Raw genomic sequence first — 17,033 nt, 5'->3', positions numbered from 1 at the left:
GGGGGGCCCCCCCGCCACACCCCCGGGCTTCGTTGACCGGCACCGCGGCCCGTGATGGCCTCGCCCCATGCGCCTCCTCCTGAGCCGAGCGGGCCGAGCCCTGCACGTGGCCGCGGCCGCCGCCGCGCTGGCCGCCGCCACCGCCCTGCCCGCGGCCGCGGCTACCGCCGCGCCGGCCGGGCCCGTGGCCCGTGCGGCCCCCGCCGACGAAGCCCCGTACATCGTCACCGTGCGCCAGGACGTCGATCCGGCGGCGGTGGCCCGGATGGTCGGGGCCTCCCCCGACCACGTCTACCGCACCGCGCTGCGCGGCTTCGCCGCCCGGCTCAACCCCGGCCAGGTCGCCGCCCTGCGCGGCTTTCCGGGGGTGGAGTCCGTCTGGGAGGACGGCGGCGTGTCCCCGTCCGGCGCGGCCGGCTGACCGGAGGGCGGCCGCGGCGGACGGCTCCCCGGCACCCTCGCGCACCCGCCCGGCGCTTAGGGTTGCGTGGATCAACCCACCGGTTGGTCACCGGGGGGGGCGGGGGGAGACCGATGAACAGTGCGACCGATGTGTTCCAGCCGCTGCGGGCCGACGATCCGCAGACCGTCGGCGGCTACCGGCTCGCCGCGCGGCTCGGGTCGGGCGGCATGGGCCGTGTCTACCTGTCGCACACCCGGGGCGGCCGCCCCGTCGCGATCAAGGTGGTCCATCCCGATCTGGCCGAGGACCCGACCTTCCGGCGGCGCTTCCGCCGGGAGGTGGAGGCCGCCCGGCGGGTCCGGGGTGCGTACACCGCCGAGCTGATCGACGCCGACCCCGGGGCGACACCGCCCTGGCTGGCCACCGTGTACGTGCCCGGTCCCTCCCTGTCGGAGGCCGTCGCCCGGCGCGGGCCGCTGCCGGACGCCGCGGTGGTGTGGCTGATGGCGGGCGTGGCCGAAGCCCTCGTGGCCGTCCACGGTGCAGGCATCGTGCACCGGGATCTGAAGCCGTCGAACGTGCTGCTGGCCGCCGACGGGCCCCGGGTCATCGACTTCGGGATCTCGCAGGCCTCCGGCCTGACGGCCACCGCCACGGGAAGCACCATCGGCACACCCCAGTACATGGCCCCCGAGCAGGGGCTGGCGGGCGAGACCACACCGGCCACCGACGTCTTCGCGCTGGGGCAGACCGCGGCGTTCGCGGCGCTGGGCAAACCGTTGTACGGGGACGGGCCGTCCATGACCGTGCTGTTCCGGATCGTGCACTCGAAGCCCGACCTGACCGGACTGCCGGAGCCGCTGCGTCCGCTGTTCGCGCTGTGCCTGGCCACCGAACCGGAGGAGCGGGCCACCCCGGCGGAGATCCTGGCCTGGTGCCGCGCGTATCTGGGCGAGGAGGCCGCGGGCGGCGGCCCGGCCGTCTGGCGGGAGGTGGCCGGCCTGGACGAGGAGATACCGACACCGGTCCCACGGCCCGCCGCGGCAGGCGCCACCCCGGGCGGAACGGCCCCGGGGGGCTCGGCTTCGGGAGGCACCGGACACGCGACGGCGGCCCCGGCGGGAGCCGTCCCGCCCTCATCCGCGGCGACGCCGGCCGCGGTGGCCGTGCCGACAACGGGGGGCACCGGGCTCAAGCGGCGGCGAACCGCGCGGGTCGCCGCCGTGGCGGCGGTGACGGGTGCGCTGACCCTGGGAGGCCTGGGCTGGAAGCTCATGGACGTGACGGACCGGGCGGCCGAACCCGAGGCGGCCGCGGCCAGGTCGTCCGGCCCGACGCTGCCGACCGGGGCCGCCGCCCCCACGCCCACTCCGACGCCGAGCGCGTCCCAGCCGCCCAGGCCGATCCCCTATCCGGGGCTGGAGCTGAACGAGAAGAACTCGATCAGCTTCGACGAACCCGTCCAGCACGAGGACGGCGACCGCACGGGCGACATCCGCATGAAGTGCGGGCTGGCCAGCGGCTGCACGATGGAGAGCGACACGAGCGTGTTCTCCATGCCCCGGAAAGCGGGCACCGGAAACCTCGAAACCTGCCGCGAGGAGCTGGAGTTCGCCCGGCAGAACAGTCTGACGCTGCACGTCATGGCGGCCGGCAGCGAGGTCTGCGTCAAACACCCCTCGGGTGACATCGCGCTGTTCGTCATCGGCATCAAGTCGGCCCCGGGCCTGTCGAAGGACCCCAGCTGGATCAGGGCCGACATGACGGTCTGGCGCGCGGCCTCCTGACGCGCGGCCTCCTGACGAGGGGCCTCACGCCGCCTTCCGCGGCGCCTCCCCGTCCGCGTCCCCGTCCGCGTCCGCATCGAGTGACACGACGAGGAAGGCGTCCCGGTCGAGGTCCATGACGACGGTCACCCGCAGGCCGCTCTCCCGGCAGCGGGCCGCGCACTCCTCGGCAGGCCGGCTGCCGTAGGGATCACCGGCGGGAAAGACGTCGAGCACCTGCGTACGGCGCACCGCTGCCACCTCCTGAACGACGGATCGTCCTCACCGCCCGGGTGCCCCGTCCGCCGCATCCCATGCGCCGCGGCACAGAGGGAGATGGCAACACCCGGTGGTGTTGCCACCGCCGGTGCGCGCACGACCCGGGGCGCCGGCCGCGATCCGCCGGACAGGCCCTAACCGCGGGCTGCCCCGACGAAGGCCCGGATCAGGTCCGGCGACTTCACTCCGCGTTCCCGCTCCACCCCGCTGGAGACGTCCACGCCCCACGCCCCGGTGGCCGCGAGCGCCTCGCGCACGTTGCCCGGGTTCAGCCCGCCGGCCAGCAGCCAGCGCCCCTCGGGCGCGGTGAAGTCCGCCGAGCCCCAGTTCCACGGCTTGCCGGAGCCCGGATCGGGGGCGTCGAGCAGCAGCAGGTCCTCGCCGTACTCACCGCAGCGCTGCACGCGCCCCGCGGTGGCCCGCAGCAGGACGCGGCCCTCGGCGCGCAGTGCCGCGAAGTCCTCGGGGCCCTCCTCGCCGTGCAGCTGCACGCCCCGTACGCCGCTCTCCGCGGCGAAGCGGCGCACCTCCTCGACGGACTGGCCGCGGAACACCCCGACAGTCAGCACCGTGTCCGGCACCCGGGCCGCCAGCTCGCGCGCGGTGGCGGCGTCGACCGTACGGGGACTGCCGGGTGCGAACACGAAGCCGACGGCGTCGGCCCCGGCCGCCACCGCGGCGTCGACGTCCGGCGCGGTCCTGAGCCCGCAGATCTTGACGAAGAGGTCAGCCATGCTCCCAGCCTATGCGTCCCCGGGGGGCCGGGGCCGGGCCCGCCCGCATGCCGAACGGCTCCGGCCGGATCACCCGCCCGCCCCTCAGCGCCCCACCTGAACGGGACCGAGCACCGCCCCGCCGACGAGGGCCGCGAGATGGGCGGCGCCCACCTCGTCGGCGGACCGGAAGTGCACGTAGAGCGTGTGCCGCCCGTCGGGATGCGCCTCGTTGAGGTCCAGCTCCACCCGCTGGTTCGTCGGGTCGGCGCACGCGGACGGTATTCCGGGCACCTCCGGCCAGGCCCCCCGCCACAGCATCGTGGCCGCCCCGCCGCGCAACACCCGCAGGAACTTCGCTTCCACCGGGCCGGGAGCCGCGTACGCGTCGACCGTCAACGGCAGCGCCGCGGCCAGTTCCCGGTCGTCGCCCGGCAGTTCGGCACCCAGGTACCAGGTGTCCGCCGCCGCCCAGTAGTCCGACGGATCGAACATGCCGGCCGGCAGCAGCGCCGCCATCCCCCGGGCCTCGGCGACGGTCTCCGTCCGCGCGCACAGCCACATCTCCGGGTCGAGCGGCCTCATCCGCGCGCACAGCAGCCGGGCCCGGCGGTGGGCCTCCCCGAGGTCATCGGTCCGGAACACGGGATAGGCCCGCGAACTCCCCACCCCGTCCTCATCCCTGCCCGTCGCGCCGGGGCGGCGGTGCCGACGGGCGGCGCACCTTCGCGTACGTCCCGGCGGGATCGGCGGTGTGCGGCACGGGATGTGTGACGGAGTTCCCCATGGCCGTACGTTCACACGCTCCCACCCACCCCGGCCAGCGGTTTTAGCCACCCGGTCGAAGGGGAGCGCCCCCAGGGCCGGGCGGGGCCCGCGCCCGCACGACGGTGTCCTTCGGCGAGCCGCTGCGCATCCCCGCGCCGTTCGACCTCACGCTCGACACCACGTCCCGACTGTCCCGGCCGGGAACGCCCGAGGGCGGCACCCCCGTCGGGGTGCCGCCCTCGTTCGAGAACAGCCGATCGACCAGCAGGCCGATCAGAAGTCCATGTCACCGCCCGGCATGCCGGCCGGAGCGGCAGCGGCCTTCTCCGGCTTGTCGGCGATGACGGCCTCGGTGGTCAGGAACAGCGCGGCGATCGACGCGGCGTTCTGCAGCGCGGAGCGCGTGACCTTCGCCGGGTCGATGATGCCCTCGGCGATCATGTCGACGTACTCGCCGGACGCGGCGTTCAGGCCGTGACCGATCGGAAGGTTGCGCACCTTCTCGACGACGACGCCACCCTCAAGACCACCGTTGACGGCGATCTGCTTCAGCGGGGCCTCCAGGGCGAGCTTCACGGCGTTGGCGCCGGTCGCCTCGTCACCATCGAGCTCCAGCTTCTCGAAGACCGCGGAGGCCTGCAGCAGGGCCACGCCACCACCGGCGACGATGCCCTCCTCGACGGCCGCCTTCGCGTTGCGAACGGCGTCCTCGATGCGGTGCTTGCGCTCCTTGAGCTCGACCTCGGTCGCGGCACCGGCCTTGATGACGGCCACGCCGCCGGCCAGCTTCGCGAGGCGCTCCTGGAGCTTCTCGCGGTCGTAGTCCGAGTCGGAGTTCTCGATCTCGGCGCGGATCTGGTTCACACGACCGGCGACCTGGTCGCTGTCACCGGCACCGTCGACGATGGTGGTCTCGTCCTTGGTGATGACGACCTTGCGGGCGCGGCCGAGCAGGTCGAGACCGGCGTTCTCCAGCTTGAGGCCGACCTCCTCGGAGATGACCGTGCCGCCCGTGAGGATGGCGATGTCACCGAGCATGGCCTTGCGGCGGTCGCCGAAGCCCGGGGCCTTGACGGCGACGGACTTGAAGGTGCCGCGGATCTTGTTGACGACCAGGGTCGACAGGGCCTCGCCCTCGACGTCCTCGGCGATGATCAGCAGCGGCTTGCCGGACTGCATGACCTTCTCCAGGAGCGGCAGCAGGTCCTTGACCGAGCCGATCTTGGAGTTGACGATCAGGATGTACGGGTCGTCGAGAGCCGACTCCATACGCTCCATGTCGGTGGCGAAGTACGCCGAGATGTAGCCCTTGTCGAAGCGCATGCCCTCGGTGAGCTCCAGCTCCAGACCGAAGGTCTGGGACTCCTCGACGGTGATGACGCCTTCCTTGCCGACCTTGTCCATGGCCTCGGCGATGAGCTCGCCGATCTGGGTGTCGGCGGCGGAGATGGAGGCCGTGGAGGCGATCTGCTCCTTGGTCTCGACATCCTTGGCCTGGGCGAGCAGGGCGGCGGAGACGGCCTCGACGGCCTTCTCGATACCACGCTTGAGGGCCATCGGGTTGGCGCCGGCGGCCACGTTGCGCAGGCCCTCGCGGACGAGCGCCTGGGCCAGGACGGTGGCGGTGGTCGTGCCGTCGCCGGCGACGTCGTCCGTCTTCTTGGCGACTTCCTTGACCAGCTCGGCGCCGATCTTCTCGTACGGGTCCTCGAGCTCGATCTCCTTGGCGATGGAAACACCATCGTTGGTGATCGTGGGGGCGCCCCACTTCTTCTCAAGGACGACGTTGCGACCCTTGGGGCCAAGGGTGACCTTGACGGCGTCGGCGAGCTGGTTCATCCCACGCTCGAGGCCGCGGCGGGCCTCCTCGTCGAACGCAATGATCTTGGCCATCTGAAGTGGTCCTCCCGGACAGCGGTGGATTGCTCCCAGGACCGCGCCCGCGCCCGCGACGGACGGCCTGCATGCCCGGCGGTTCCTTCCCACCGGACCCTGCGGGCCTCACCGACCCGGTCCTCGTTTCAGTAGCACTCTCACTCGTAGAGTGCTAACGCCAATGATTAGCACTCGACCCCCGAGAGTGCAAGCGGCTTCGAAGAAGCCTCGGCGTGGGGTGGCGGTCGGGTGACGGGCGGGCGCAAGCGGCTTCGAAGAAGCCTCGATGCGGGGGTGGCGGTCGAGTGACAGGCGGGCGCAAGCGGCCCCGGGGAGAACACGGGCACACGGGGGACACGCGAGGGGCCCACATCCCGGACACGGGATGTGGGCCCCTCGTAGGTCTTCCGGGTCTTCGACGGAAGACCGAGCGTCGGTGGTCGATGCTCCGGGACTAGCCGAGCGCGAGCTTGACCATGTCCGCCTGCGGACCCTTCTGGCCCTGCGAGATCTCGAACTCGACCCGCTGACCCTCTTCAAGGGTGCGGTACCCGTCCATCTGGATGGCGCTGTAGTGGACGAACACATCCGCACCACCGTCGACCGCGATGAAGCCGTAGCCCTTCTCCGCGTTGAACCACTTGACGGTGCCCTGAGCCATGCCTAACTCCCCTATTACTGGCCCTTGCGCGGGAACGCACTTCGCGTTCCCGGGTCAGAACTTGCGTCGGAACGCGTCGACCGAGGCTGAATGTATCTGCGCGAGTGCTGTCTGCAACAGGTCAATCCGACGAGAAATCTGGACACCGAGAAACATTGAAATAGAGTGAAAATTTGGCATCTTCCAGGGCAACTCGGGCCAGACATATCTCGCCAAAGCCCCATACCGCGCCCGCACATTGACCCGATGTCGACCCTCACGCGACCCGTTCATATGCAGCGGGCAAGTCCAGCGGAGGGGACTTCCCCAACTCTACCGTGCCCAATCAAACAGAATTACCCCCTCCGCTTTTAGCGGAGGGGGTAATTTCGGTTTGTCGGGAGGGTCAGCAGCCGCCCGCGACGGCCGGGATGATCGACACACCGGCGCCGTCCGGCGTCACCGCCGCCAGACCGCCCTCGAAGCGCACGTCGTCATCGTTGACGTAGACGTTCACGAAGCGTCGGAGCTTGCCCTGGTCGTCCAGGACGCGCGCGGCGATGCCCGGGTGGTTCTTCTCCAGGGACTCGATGACCTCGGCGAGGGTCGCGCCCTCGGCCGGGACCTCGGCCTGACCGCCGGTGTAGGTGCGCAGGATGGTGGGGATGCGGACGTTGACGCTCATGGCGCTACTGCCTTTCCGGTAGTACGAGGGAGGGTGGTCAGGCCAGGCCGGCGGCGCGGAACGCGTCCAGGCTGGGGCGGATGGTGGCGGTCTGCCCGCTGTCCGCGGCCACCGCCTCCAGGGTCTTGAGGCCGTCGCCGGTGTTGAGGACGACGGTGGTCAGCGCCGGGTCCAGCTGCCCGTTCTCGATGAGCTTCTTCGTCACGCCGACGGTCACGCCACCCGCGGTCTCGGCGAAGATGCCCTCGGTCTGCGCGAGGATCTTGATGGCCTCGACGACCTGCTCGTCGGTCACGTCCTCCACGAAGCCGCCGGTGCGGCGCGCGATGTCCAGGACGTACGGGCCGTCGGCCGGGTTGCCGATCGCGAGGGACTTGGCGATGGTGTTCGGCTTCTGCGGGCGGACCACGTCGTGACCGGCCTTGAAGGCGGTCGAGACCGGGGAGCAGCCCTCGGCCTGAGCGCCGAAGATCTTGTACGGCTTGTCCTCGACGAGGCCCAGCCTGACGAGCTCCTGCAGCCCCTTGTCGATCTTCGTCAGCTGCGAGCCGGACGCGATCGGGATGACGATCTGGTCGGGCAGCTGCCAGCCGAGCTGCTCGCAGATCTCATACGCCAGGGTCTTGGAGCCCTCGCCGTAGTACGGGCGGAGGTTGACGTTGACGAAGCCCCAGCCCTCGCCCAGCGGGTCGCCGATGAGCTCGGAGCAGAAGCGGTTGACGTCGTCGTAGTTGCCCTCGATGCCGACCAGGTCGCCGCCGTACACACCGGCCATGACGACCTTGCCCTGCTCCAGGTCGTGCGGGATGAACACGCAGGAGCGGAAGCCGGCCCGGGCGGCCGCGGCGCCGACGGCGCCGGCCAGGTTGCCGGTGGAAGAACACGACAGGGTGGTGAAGCCGAAGGCGCGGGCGGCCTCGACGGCGATGGCCACGACGCGGTCCTTGAAGGAGTGCGTCGGGTTGCCGGAGTCGTCCTTGACGTACAGCTTGCCGGTGACGCCCAACTCCTTGGCCAGGTTGGCCGCGTCGACCAGCTTGGTGAAGCCGGGGTTCAGGCTGGGCTTGGAGGCCACGTCGGCGGGGACGGGCAGCAGCGGCGCGTAGCGCCAGATGTTGTTCGGGCCGGCCTCGATCGCGGCGCGCAGGGCCTCGGGGTCGCCGGTCGGCAGCGCGTAGGCGACTTCCAGAGGTCCGAAGCACTCGGCGCACGCGAAGATGGGACCGAGTGCGAAGCGGGTACCGCACTCCCGACAGGAAAGGCCGGTGGCAGGTCCGAGATCGACAGAGGTGGCGACAGTCTGTGCAGCCATGATGGCGAGGCCCTTTCTCCTCATCTTCCCCATGGCGCATTTCGCCATGAGACGGAATTGGCACCTTCCCTAGCCGGGGACCTCGCTGACGAGCGCTGACGCGCGATCGCGAGAACCGACTGGAGGGTTGCCGGGGCTTCAACGGGCCGTATCCCTCTGCCCCTCTGGATGAGCGGTATGGCACCGGCACACGCGCTCTGTGGCGCGCCGGTGCGTTTGTCCGCGGGGACCCCGGCATGCGGTGGTCCTTCGCGTTGTTCAAGACTGTAACCGAAGGGGCGGGCGGTTGAGACAGCCGTCCGAACCGCGAGATGGATCACAAAACGGCTGATAACACCGACACGCAGGGAGTGCTGAGAGTGCTGGAAGAGGTGGAGCGCTGGCTGGCCGACCGCTCCTGGTCCGCCGCCGACCGACCGCTCGACCAGTTGCTCGACCTCAAACGGGCGGCCGGGACCACGGTCAGCGTGGTGCTACCCGCGCTGGACGAGGAGGCGACGGTCGGCGCGATCGTCGAGGTCATCCGGCGTGAGCTGATCGAGGGACTGCCGTTCCCGCTCGTCGACGAACTGGTCGTGGTCGACTCCGGCTCGGCCGACCGGACCGCCGAGGTCGCGGCGAAGGCCGGCGCCCGGGTGGTGCACCGCGACGAGATCCTGCCGAGGATCCCGGCACTGCCCGGCAAGGGCGAGGTGCTGTGGCGCTCGCTGCTGGCCACCAGCGGGGACGTCGTCTGCTTCGTGGACGCCGACCTGCGGGAGTTCTCGGCCGCCTTCGTCTCCGGAATCGTCGGCCCGCTGCTGACCGACCCCGGCGTGCAGTTCGTCAAGGCGATGTACGACCGCCCGTTCGGCACGGAGTGCGACGGGCCCGCCGCCGGCAGGGCACCGGGCCAGGGCGGGCGGGTCACCGAGCTGGTCGCCCGCCCGCTGCTGAACCTCCACTGGCCGCAGCTGGCCGGCTTCGTCCAGCCGCTGGGCGGCGAGTACGCCGTGCGGCGCTCGCTGCTGGAGCGCCTTCCCTTCCCCGTCGGCTACGGCGTCGAGCTGGGGCTGCTGGTCGACGCACTGCACACGGTCGGGCTGGACGCGCTGGCCCAGGTGGACGTCGGCGTACGACTCCACCGCCATCAGGACGGACAGGCGCTGGGCAGGATGGCCGCGGCGATCTACCGCACGGCCCAGGTGCGGCTCTCCCGCGGCCACCTCGTACGGCCGGAGCTGACGCAGTTCGAGCGGCGGCCGGAGGGCTTCGTACCCCGCACGTACGCGGTGGACACCGAGGAGCGGCCGCCGATGGTGGGCGTGAAGGAGTACGGCCGGCGCCACGTGGCGTGACCGTGTCCATACGTTTGAGCGAGCGCGGGCCGGGCTAGGTTCGGCGCATGGCTTCTCAGGTACTCGTCGCGGCCAACCGCGGCCCGCTCTCCTACGCCCTCTCCGACGACGGCACGCTCAGCGCCCGGCGCGGCGGGGGCGGACTCGTCTCCGGTCTCTCGGCGGCCCTCGCGGAGCAGCCGGGGGCGCTGTGGATCTGCGCGGCGTTGTCGGAGCCGGACCGGGAGGCGGTCCGCCGGGGGGTCGCCGAGCCAGGCGTCCGGATGCTGGACATCGATCCCACGGTGTACGACGACGCGTACAACGGCATCGCGAATTCGGTGCTGTGGTTCACCCACCACCACCTCTACGACGTGCCGCGCGAACCGGTCTTCGACGCGGAGTTCCGCCGCCGCTGGGGTGGTTACGTCGCGTACAACGAGGCCTTCGCGCGCGCCCTCGCCGAGGAGGCGGCGCAGGGGGCCCGCGTGCTGGTCCAGGACTACCACCTGGCGCTGGTGCCGGGCCGGTTGCGGGAACTGCGACCGGATCTGCGGATCGCGCACTTCACGCACACGCCGTGGGCCTCGCGGGAGTTCCTGGACATGCTCCCGGCCGACGTCAGGGAGGAGCTGGTGCGGGGGATGCTCGGTGCGGACGTCGTCGGTTTCCACACCCGGGTCTGGGCCGACGCCTTCGCGGACGCCGCGCACGCGGACGCCGAGCGGCGGGTGGCCGTCTTCCCGCTGGGCGTGGACGCGGACGAGCTGCGGGCGCTGGCGCACCGGCCGGAGGTGGACGCGAAGCTGGCGGAGCTGCGGGCGGAGGTCGCGGGACGCAGGACCATCGCCCGGGTGGACCGGACCGAGCTGTCGAAGAACATCCTGCGGGGCCTGCTGGCCTACCGGGAGCTGCTGACGGTCCGCCCCGAATGGCGCGGCCGGGTGGTGCACCTGGCCTCGGCGTACCCGTCGCGGCAGGACCTCAGGGTGTACCGGGACTACACGACGGCCGTCTCGGAGCTGGCGGCGGAGATCAACACGGAGTTCGGTACGGAGGACTGGCAGCCGGTGCTGGTGTCGGTGAAGGACGACTTCGCGCGGTCGCTGGCGGTCTACCGGATGGCGGACGTGGCGCTGGTGAACCCGGTGCGGGACGGCATGAACCTGGTGGCGAAGGAGATCCCGGTGGTGTCGGAGGCGGGGTGCGCGGTGGTGCTGTCCACGGGCGCGGGGGCCTACGAGGAGCTCCGCGAGGACGCGCTGACGGTGAACCCGTACGACGTGTCGGCGACGGCGGAGGCGCTGCACGCGGCGCTGTCCCTGCCGGACGCGGAGCGTGCGGAGCGCACCGAGCGCCTGGCCTCCGCCGCGACGGCCCTCCCCCCGTCGGCCTGGTTCAAGGCTCAGCTCGCGGCCTTGGACTGATCCGCGCCCGGCGGACGGCGGACGGGCCGGCGGCGGAAGGCGGGCGGAGCGGCAGCGGCGGACGGCGGAGCGTCAGCGGCGGACGGCGCCGGCCAGGGAAGCCAGGAACGATGCGACGGCGGCCGGCCCCGGCAGGACGAGGTCGGCCCGGGCGGCGAGCTCGGGGACTTCGGCCGAGCCGCTGCACACCAGCAGCCCCGGCAGCCCGTCGGCCCTCCGCTTCTCGACGGCCGAGTACGCGGCCAGGTCGCCGAGGTCGTCCCCGGCGTACAGGACCGTCTCCGCGTCCCGCTCCGCCAGGAACTCCGTCAGGGCCACGCCCTTGTCCATGCCCGGGGGCCTCAGCTCCAGCACCGCCCGCCCCGGCTCGACCATCAGCCCATGCCGGGCGGCCAGCTCCGTGAGGGGTTCGCGCAGCGCGGCGAAGGCCGCCGCCGGGTCCTCGGCACGCCGGGTGTGGACGGCCAGCGCCCGGCCCTTCTCCTCGATCCAGGTGCCGCGCCAGGCCCCGATGGAGTCCAGGAATCCGGGCAGCTCGGCCCGTACGGCCGCCACCCCGGGGTGCTCGGCGGGGGCGTGGACTATGCCGGTCACGGCGTCCCAGCGTTCGGCGCCGTAGTGGCCGAGGACGACGAGGTGCTCCAGTCCGGGCACCCCGGCGAAGCCGCCGTAGCGTACGGCGACGCCTGCCGGCCGCCCGGTGACCACGGCCACCGAGTCCACCTCGGGGGCGAGCGCCGAGAGCGCGGGAACGGCGTCGGGATGTGCCCGGGCCTGGTCCGGGTCCGGGACGATGTCGGCGAGGGTGCCGTCGAAGTCCAGGGCGACCACGGACCGGCGGGGTGCGCGGAGCAGGGCTTCGAGTCCCTCGCGTCCGGCTGCGGTGACGGGCATCGGCAGATCGTGCGGATGGCTCCCCATACGCACGACCCTAACGGCCCGGCGGGTCCACGGCTACGGCTATCGCCGGGCTCGCTGGGCCTCGCGGATCCTTCGCAGCCGGTTGACGGTGCCCGGGGCGTGGGCCAGTGCCCGCGGGTCGTCCATGAGGGCGTTGAGCAACTGGTAGTAGCGGACCGGGGTCATCCCCAGTCCTTCCCGTATGGCCCGTTCCTTCGCTCCGGGCCCCGGCCAGGTGCGTCCCTCGTACGCGAGCACCGCGGCCTCCGTGGCCGTCAGCTGCCCGTCGTCCGTCATACGGCCAGATTAACGCCGCCGTCCGACAGACGGCGGCGTCCCCCGGATCAGCCCTTGTCCGCGGCGCGCGCCGCGGTGGCGATCTCCTCCAGCACCTTGGCGGGCTGTCCGCCGGGCTGGACGGCCGTGCCGATCTTCTGCTTGATGTCCTCGCTGACGCCCGCCCAGGACTTCTTGCCGACCGGGTAGAGCCGCGAGCCGGGCAACGCCGTCAGGAAGGGCCTGAGCTGGGCCGCGGGGCCGGTGGCGGCCTGCTTCGCCTGGAAGCCGGTGGTGGTGGCGGGCAACAGGTCGTACTTCTCGGTGAAGGCCGTCACGTTCTCCGGCTGGTACAGGTAGTCCAGGAAGGCGCCGGACTGCTCGCGGTGGCCGTTCTTGAAGGCCATGACCCAGTCGGCGACGCCCATCGCCGGCTGCGGGGAGCCGTCGGAGGTCGGCAGCGGCACCATGCCGAACTTCACGCCCTTGGCCTCGGCCTGCTTCATCAGCGTCGGGTGGCCGTTGAGCATGCCGACCTCGCCCTTGGTGAAGGCCTCGAATGCGGCCTGGCGGTCCAGCTTGCCGGGCTCGACGGGCCCGACGAGCTGCTGGCCGACCATCTTGTCCCGGAGGAACTCCAGCGACTTGACGTTGTCGGCGGAGTCGATGGCGTAGCCCTCTTCGTTGTCGGTGTAGCCGCCACCGCCCGCGAGCATCCACATCATCGTCTCGGCCTGCGCCTCTTCGCGGCCCAGCGGCAGCGCGAAGGGGACGGGCACGCCCGCGGCCTTGAGCTTCTTCGCCGCGGCCTCCAGGTCGGCCCAGCTCCTGGGCTGCCAGCCCTTGCCGTCCTTGCCGATCACTCCGGCGTCGGCCAGCAGCTTCTCGTTGTAGAAGAGCAGCCGGGTGCTGGAGACGAAGGGCATGCCGTACTGGGCCTGCTTGACCTTCCCGGCGTCCGCGAGCGGCGCAAGGAAGTCGGCCTCGGTCTTCACCGAGAGCAGCTCGGCCGTGGAGTACAGCTTGCCGGCGGCGGCGTAGTCGGCGTAGGCGCCGATCTGGGCGATGTCGGGCGCCTTGCCGGCCTTGACCATCTCGGCGACCTTGGCGTCGACCTCGGACCACGAGTAGACGTTGACCTCGACCTTGACGCCGGGGTGGTCCTTCTGGAAGCCCTCGGCGAGGCCCTTCCAGTAGCCGGCCGAGGAGTTCTGCGGAGTGTCCCCGTAATCGGCCGCCACGACCCGCAGGGTCACCTCGTTGTCTCCGGTGAGTCCGCCGATGGCTCCGCAGCCCGTCAGCGTGACGGCGGTCAGGCACAGCGCGGCGCCGGACGCGGCCAGGCTCTGGTAACGGCCCTTCACAGGTATCGATCCACCCCTTGTTGTACGTACGATCCACGTAAGGTCTACACCACTTTGGCGGCTCGTCCACATCAGGCCCCCCACCAGGGCGCCCGATTTGTATGGCCACTCAACAATCCCTCCCAATGGACTAGACCTTTCCCCGCCGAGCACGCGAGACTGTCTCTGTGAAACCCGTGAAACACGTCATCGCCCTCGATGTGGGCGGCACCGGGATGAAGGCCGCCCTCGTCGCCGACGACGGCACCCTGCTGCACGAGGCGCGCCGCGCCACCGGCCGCGAGCGGGGCCCCGACGCCGTCGTCGAGACGATCCAGGACTTCGCCTGCGAGCTCCTCGCCACCGGCCGGGAACGCTTCGGACGGGCCGCCTCGGCCGCCGGCGTCGCCGTCCCGGGCATCGTCGACGCCGACAGCGGCACCGCCGTCTACGCGGCGAACCTCGGCTGGCGCGACGTCCCGCTGCGCGCGCTGCTCACCGGGCGGCTCGGCGGCATCCCCGTGGCCCTCGGCCACGACGTGCGCACGGGCGGACTGGCCGAGGGCCGCATCGGCGCCGGCCGAGGCGCCGACCGCTTTCTCTTCGTCCCGCTCGGCACCGGCATCGCCGGCGCCATCGGCATCGCCGGCCGCATCGAGGCCGGCGCCCACGGGTACGCGGGCGAGATCGGGCACATCGTGGTCCGCCCCGGCGGCCCCGACTGCGGCTGCGGCCAGCGCGGGTGCCTGGAGACCCTCGCCTCCGCCGCCGCCGTCAGCCGCGCCTGGGCGGCCGCCTCCGGCGACCCCGGAGCCGACGCCGCCGACTGCGCCAGAGCCGTCGCATCCGGTGACGCGCGCGCCCGAGAGGTCTGGCTGGCCGCCGTGGGAGCCCTCGCCGACGGGCTGGTCACCGCGATCACCCTGCTGGACCCGCGCACGCTGATCATCGGTGGCGGACTCGCCGAGGCGGGGGAAACCTTGTTCACACCACTACGGAAGGCCGTGGAGGAGCGCGTGACGTTCCAGCGGCTCCCCCACATCGTGCCGGCGGCCCTCGGGGACACCGCCGGCTGCCTGGGCGCAGGGCTGCTCGCCTGGGACCTACTCGCCACGGAGGTACCGGCCTGATGTCCGGAAGCGCACACAGCACTGTTCTCTCCGGCGCCAGGGTGGTACTCCCCACCGGGACCGTGGCGGGCGGCCGGGTCATCGTCGAGGGCGCCCGCATCGCCGGCAGCGCCCGGGAGGACGCGGAGATCGTCGACCTGACCGGGCACTGGATCGTCCCCGGCTTCGTCGACATCCACAACCACGGCGGCGGCGGCGCCTCGTTCACCTCGGGCACCACCGAGGACGTGCTCCGGGGCGTACGCACCCACCGCGCGCACGGCACCACCACCCTCGTCGCCTCCACCGTCACCGGGGACCTGGACGAACTGGCCCGCCGGGCCGGGCTGCTGGCCGAACTGACGCAAGCGGGCGAGATCGCCGGCATCCACTTCGAGGGGCCGTTCATCAACCCCTGCCGCAAGGGCGCCCACAAGGAGGACCTGCTCCGCGACCCCGACCCGGCCGAGGTCCGCAAGCTCGTCGACGCGGCCCACGGCACCGCCCGCATGGTCACCCTGGCCACCGAACTGCCGGGCGGCCTGGACTCGGTACGGCTGCTGGCCGAACACGGGGTCATCGCCGCGATCGGGCACACCGACGCCTCGTACGAGCAGACGCGCGCCGCCATCGACGCGGGCGCGACCGTGGCCACCCATCTCTTCAACGCGATGCCCGCGCTCGCGCACCGCGAACCCGGCCCGATCGCCGCCCTCCTGGAGGACGAGCGGATCACCGTCGAGCTCATCAACGACGGCACCCACCTGCACCCGGCCGCCCTCGAACTGGCCTTCCACCACGCAGGCGCGCACCGCGTGGCACTGATCACCGACGCCATGGACGCGGCCGGTTTCGGCGACGGGACCTACCATCTCGGCCCGCTGGAGGTGGAGGTCAAGAGCGGTGTGGCCCGGCTCGTCGAGGGCGGCTCCATCGCCGGCTCGACGCTCACCCTGGACACCGCGTTCAAGCGCTCGGTGACCCTCGACGAACTGCCGGTGGAATCCGTGGTCCAGGCGATCTCCGCCAACCCGGCCAAGCTGATCGGCCTGTACGACGAAATCGGCTCGCTGGAGCCCGGCAAGTACGCCGACCTCGTCGTTCTGGACGCCGCCTTCGACCTCAAGGGCGTCATGCGACGCGGCGAATGGGTCGTCAGCCCCGCCTTCCGAAGGCCCGCCTGACGGCCATGCGGCTGGACGGAACGAGGCGGTCGGCCCGTAGGACTGGGCCGACCGCCTCGTGTTTGGCATGATCCCGGCAGCAACAGACCCGGGGGTGCCCATGATCCTGACCGTGACGCTCAACACCGCACTCGACGTCACCTACCGCGTGCCGCGGCTGCTCCCGCACGCCTCGCACCGGGTCACGGCCGTCAGCGAACGGCCCGGCGGCAAGGGGCTCAACGTCGCCCGCGTCCTGGCCGCGCTCGGCCACGAGGTCACGGCGACGGGCTTCGCCGGCGGGCCGGTCGGCTCCGTCGTACGGGACACGCTGGCCGCCTCGCCCGGGGTGGTGGACGCACTGCTGCCCTGCGAGGGCGCCTCCCGCCGCACCCTGGCCGTGGTCGACGAAGCCTCCGGCGACACCACCCAGTTCAACGAGCCGGGCCCGCTGATCACGCCCGACGAGTGGGCGCGGTTCCTCGCGCACTACGAAGAGCTCGTGGCCGGGGCGCGGGCGGTGGCCCTGTGCGGCAGCCTCCCGCCGGGCGTCCCCGTGGGCGCGTACGCGGTACTCGTACGGGCGGCCCGCGCGGCCGGCGTCCCCGTCCTCCTGGACACCAGCGGCGAGGCCCTGCGCCGTGGGGTCGCCGCCCGCCCCGAGATCATCAAGCCGAACACCGTCGAACTGGCCGAGCTGACCGGCTCCCGCGACCCGCTCCCCGCCAGCCGCGACGCCCGCCGCCGCGGCGCGCACGCCGTGGTCACCTCACTGGGACCGGCCGGCCTGCTGGCCGCGACCGCCCAGGGCACCTGGCAGGCGGCCCCGCCGCGCCCGCTCTCCGGCAACCCCACCGGAGCCGGCGACTCCGTCGTCGCCGGTCTGCTCTCCGCCCTGACGGAGGGCCTGGACTGGCCGGACCGCCTCACCCGCGCGGTGGCCCTCTCGGCGGCCGCGGTGCTGGCCCCGGTGGCGGGAGAGTTCGACGCCGGCGTCTACGAGGAGCTGCGCCGGAGCGTGCGCGTCACCAGCGGCGGCTGACCCGTCCGCCGGGCGG

At 72.3% G+C, this 17,033-nt stretch carries 17 protein-coding genes and 1 riboswitch; of the genes, 7 read left to right on the top strand and 10 right to left on the bottom strand.

Annotation, left to right across the window (positions count from 1 at the left end; genetic code table 11):
• Window positions 1-67 precede the first annotated feature (67 nt).
• A complete protein-coding gene (locus ACFW2G_RS27535) occupies window positions 68-421 on the top strand; it encodes a protease inhibitor I9 family protein (RefSeq protein ID WP_384584679.1) in 354 nt (117 codons plus the stop codon).
• A 113-nt stretch (window positions 422-534) separates the two neighbouring features.
• Window positions 535-2,190, top strand: a complete 1,656-nt coding sequence (locus ACFW2G_RS27530; RefSeq protein ID WP_384447826.1) for a serine/threonine-protein kinase — start codon at window positions 535-537, stop codon at window positions 2,188-2,190.
• Between the two features lie 24 nt (window positions 2,191-2,214).
• Here ACFW2G_RS27530 and ACFW2G_RS27525 read toward each other — a convergent pair whose 3' ends face one another.
• The 7 genes from ACFW2G_RS27525 to thrC form a co-directional block, all read right to left on the bottom strand.
• Window positions 2,215-2,421, bottom strand: coding sequence for a hypothetical protein (locus ACFW2G_RS27525; protein WP_384584682.1), 207 nt, complete (start codon window positions 2,419-2,421; stop codon window positions 2,215-2,217).
• Window positions 2,422-2,582: 161 nt separating this feature from the next.
• On the bottom strand, window positions 2,583-3,182 hold the full coding sequence (locus tag ACFW2G_RS27520; RefSeq protein WP_037924740.1) for a phosphoribosylanthranilate isomerase: 600 nt from the start codon (window positions 3,180-3,182) through the stop codon (window positions 2,583-2,585).
• A gap of 84 nt (window positions 3,183-3,266) precedes the next feature.
• Window positions 3,267-3,806: a hypothetical protein gene (locus ACFW2G_RS27515; protein ID WP_384447830.1), complete on the bottom strand. Its 540-nt coding sequence runs from the start codon at window positions 3,804-3,806 to the stop codon at window positions 3,267-3,269.
• Between the two features lie 396 nt (window positions 3,807-4,202).
• Window positions 4,203-5,822 (bottom strand): chaperonin GroEL, encoded by a 1,620-nt coding sequence (gene groL / locus ACFW2G_RS27510; protein WP_037924737.1) that lies wholly within the window; start codon window positions 5,820-5,822, stop codon window positions 4,203-4,205.
• Between the two features lie 436 nt (window positions 5,823-6,258).
• Window positions 6,259-6,465 carry a cold-shock protein gene (locus ACFW2G_RS27505; RefSeq protein WP_030009783.1) on the bottom strand — a complete coding sequence of 69 codons (207 nt, stop codon included), beginning with the start codon at window positions 6,463-6,465 and terminating at the stop codon, window positions 6,259-6,261.
• A 385-nt stretch (window positions 6,466-6,850) separates the two neighbouring features.
• Window positions 6,851-7,129, bottom strand: coding sequence for a MoaD/ThiS family protein (locus ACFW2G_RS27500; protein WP_030854668.1), 279 nt, complete (start codon window positions 7,127-7,129; stop codon window positions 6,851-6,853).
• 37 nt (window positions 7,130-7,166) lie between these two features.
• A complete protein-coding gene (gene thrC, locus ACFW2G_RS27495) occupies window positions 7,167-8,465 on the bottom strand; it encodes a threonine synthase (RefSeq protein WP_384447835.1) in 1,299 nt (432 codons plus the stop codon).
• A riboswitch (SAM riboswitch) is annotated at window positions 8,459-8,616 on the bottom strand. (Overlaps the previous gene by 7 nt.)
• A gap of 184 nt (window positions 8,617-8,800) precedes the next feature.
• Between thrC and ACFW2G_RS27490 the strand changes: the two genes are divergently transcribed.
• Together ACFW2G_RS27490 and ACFW2G_RS27485 are read left to right on the top strand one after the other, a co-directional pair.
• Window positions 8,801-9,778: a glucosyl-3-phosphoglycerate synthase gene (locus ACFW2G_RS27490; protein ID WP_384584712.1), complete on the top strand. Its 978-nt coding sequence runs from the start codon at window positions 8,801-8,803 to the stop codon at window positions 9,776-9,778.
• Window positions 9,779-9,825: 47 nt separating this feature from the next.
• The gene (locus ACFW2G_RS27485) at window positions 9,826-11,184 is read left to right on the top strand and encodes a trehalose-6-phosphate synthase (RefSeq protein ID WP_384584688.1); all 1,359 of its coding nucleotides are present in this window, start codon (window positions 9,826-9,828) and stop codon (window positions 11,182-11,184) included.
• 72 nt (window positions 11,185-11,256) lie between these two features.
• On the opposite strand, the gene otsB is transcribed toward ACFW2G_RS27485, so the two are convergent.
• Genes otsB through ACFW2G_RS27470 form a run of 3 tightly spaced genes read right to left on the bottom strand, consistent with a single transcriptional unit; the run spans window position 11,257 to window position 13,724 of the window.
• A complete protein-coding gene (gene otsB / locus ACFW2G_RS27480; RefSeq protein ID WP_037924729.1) occupies window positions 11,257-12,105 on the bottom strand; it encodes a trehalose-phosphatase in 849 nt (282 codons plus the stop codon).
• A 39-nt stretch (window positions 12,106-12,144) separates the two neighbouring features.
• Window positions 12,145-12,381 (bottom strand): DUF3263 domain-containing protein, encoded by a 237-nt coding sequence (locus ACFW2G_RS27475; protein ID WP_037924728.1) that lies wholly within the window; start codon window positions 12,379-12,381, stop codon window positions 12,145-12,147.
• Window positions 12,382-12,428: 47 nt separating this feature from the next.
• On the bottom strand, window positions 12,429-13,724 hold the full coding sequence (locus tag ACFW2G_RS27470; protein WP_384447844.1) for an extracellular solute-binding protein: 1,296 nt from the start codon (window positions 13,722-13,724) through the stop codon (window positions 12,429-12,431).
• Between the two features lie 176 nt (window positions 13,725-13,900).
• Here ACFW2G_RS27470 and ACFW2G_RS27465 point away from each other — a divergent pair, with 176 nt between their 5' ends.
• From ACFW2G_RS27465 to ACFW2G_RS27455, 3 genes are all read left to right on the top strand, one after another.
• On the top strand, window positions 13,901-14,833 hold the full coding sequence (locus ACFW2G_RS27465; protein WP_037925383.1) for an ROK family protein: 933 nt from the start codon (window positions 13,901-13,903) through the stop codon (window positions 14,831-14,833).
• On the top strand, window positions 14,833-15,996 hold the full coding sequence (nagA, locus tag ACFW2G_RS27460) for an N-acetylglucosamine-6-phosphate deacetylase (protein ID WP_037924727.1): 1,164 nt from the start codon (window positions 14,833-14,835) through the stop codon (window positions 15,994-15,996). Before ACFW2G_RS27465 ends, nagA begins: the two co-directional genes overlap by 1 nt.
• Window positions 15,997-16,096: 100 nt before the next feature.
• Window positions 16,097-17,017: a 1-phosphofructokinase family hexose kinase gene (locus ACFW2G_RS27455; RefSeq protein ID WP_037924726.1), complete on the top strand. Its 921-nt coding sequence runs from the start codon at window positions 16,097-16,099 to the stop codon at window positions 17,015-17,017.
• Window positions 17,018-17,033 lie beyond the last annotated feature (16 nt).

The organism is Streptomyces sp. NPDC058880 (genome assembly GCF_042742535.1).
Classification (GTDB): Bacteria; Actinomycetota; Actinomycetes; order Streptomycetales; family Streptomycetaceae; genus Streptomyces.
The sequence above is the reverse complement of the archived record's forward strand: the minus strand, read 5'-3'. Positions and strand labels throughout refer to the sequence as shown.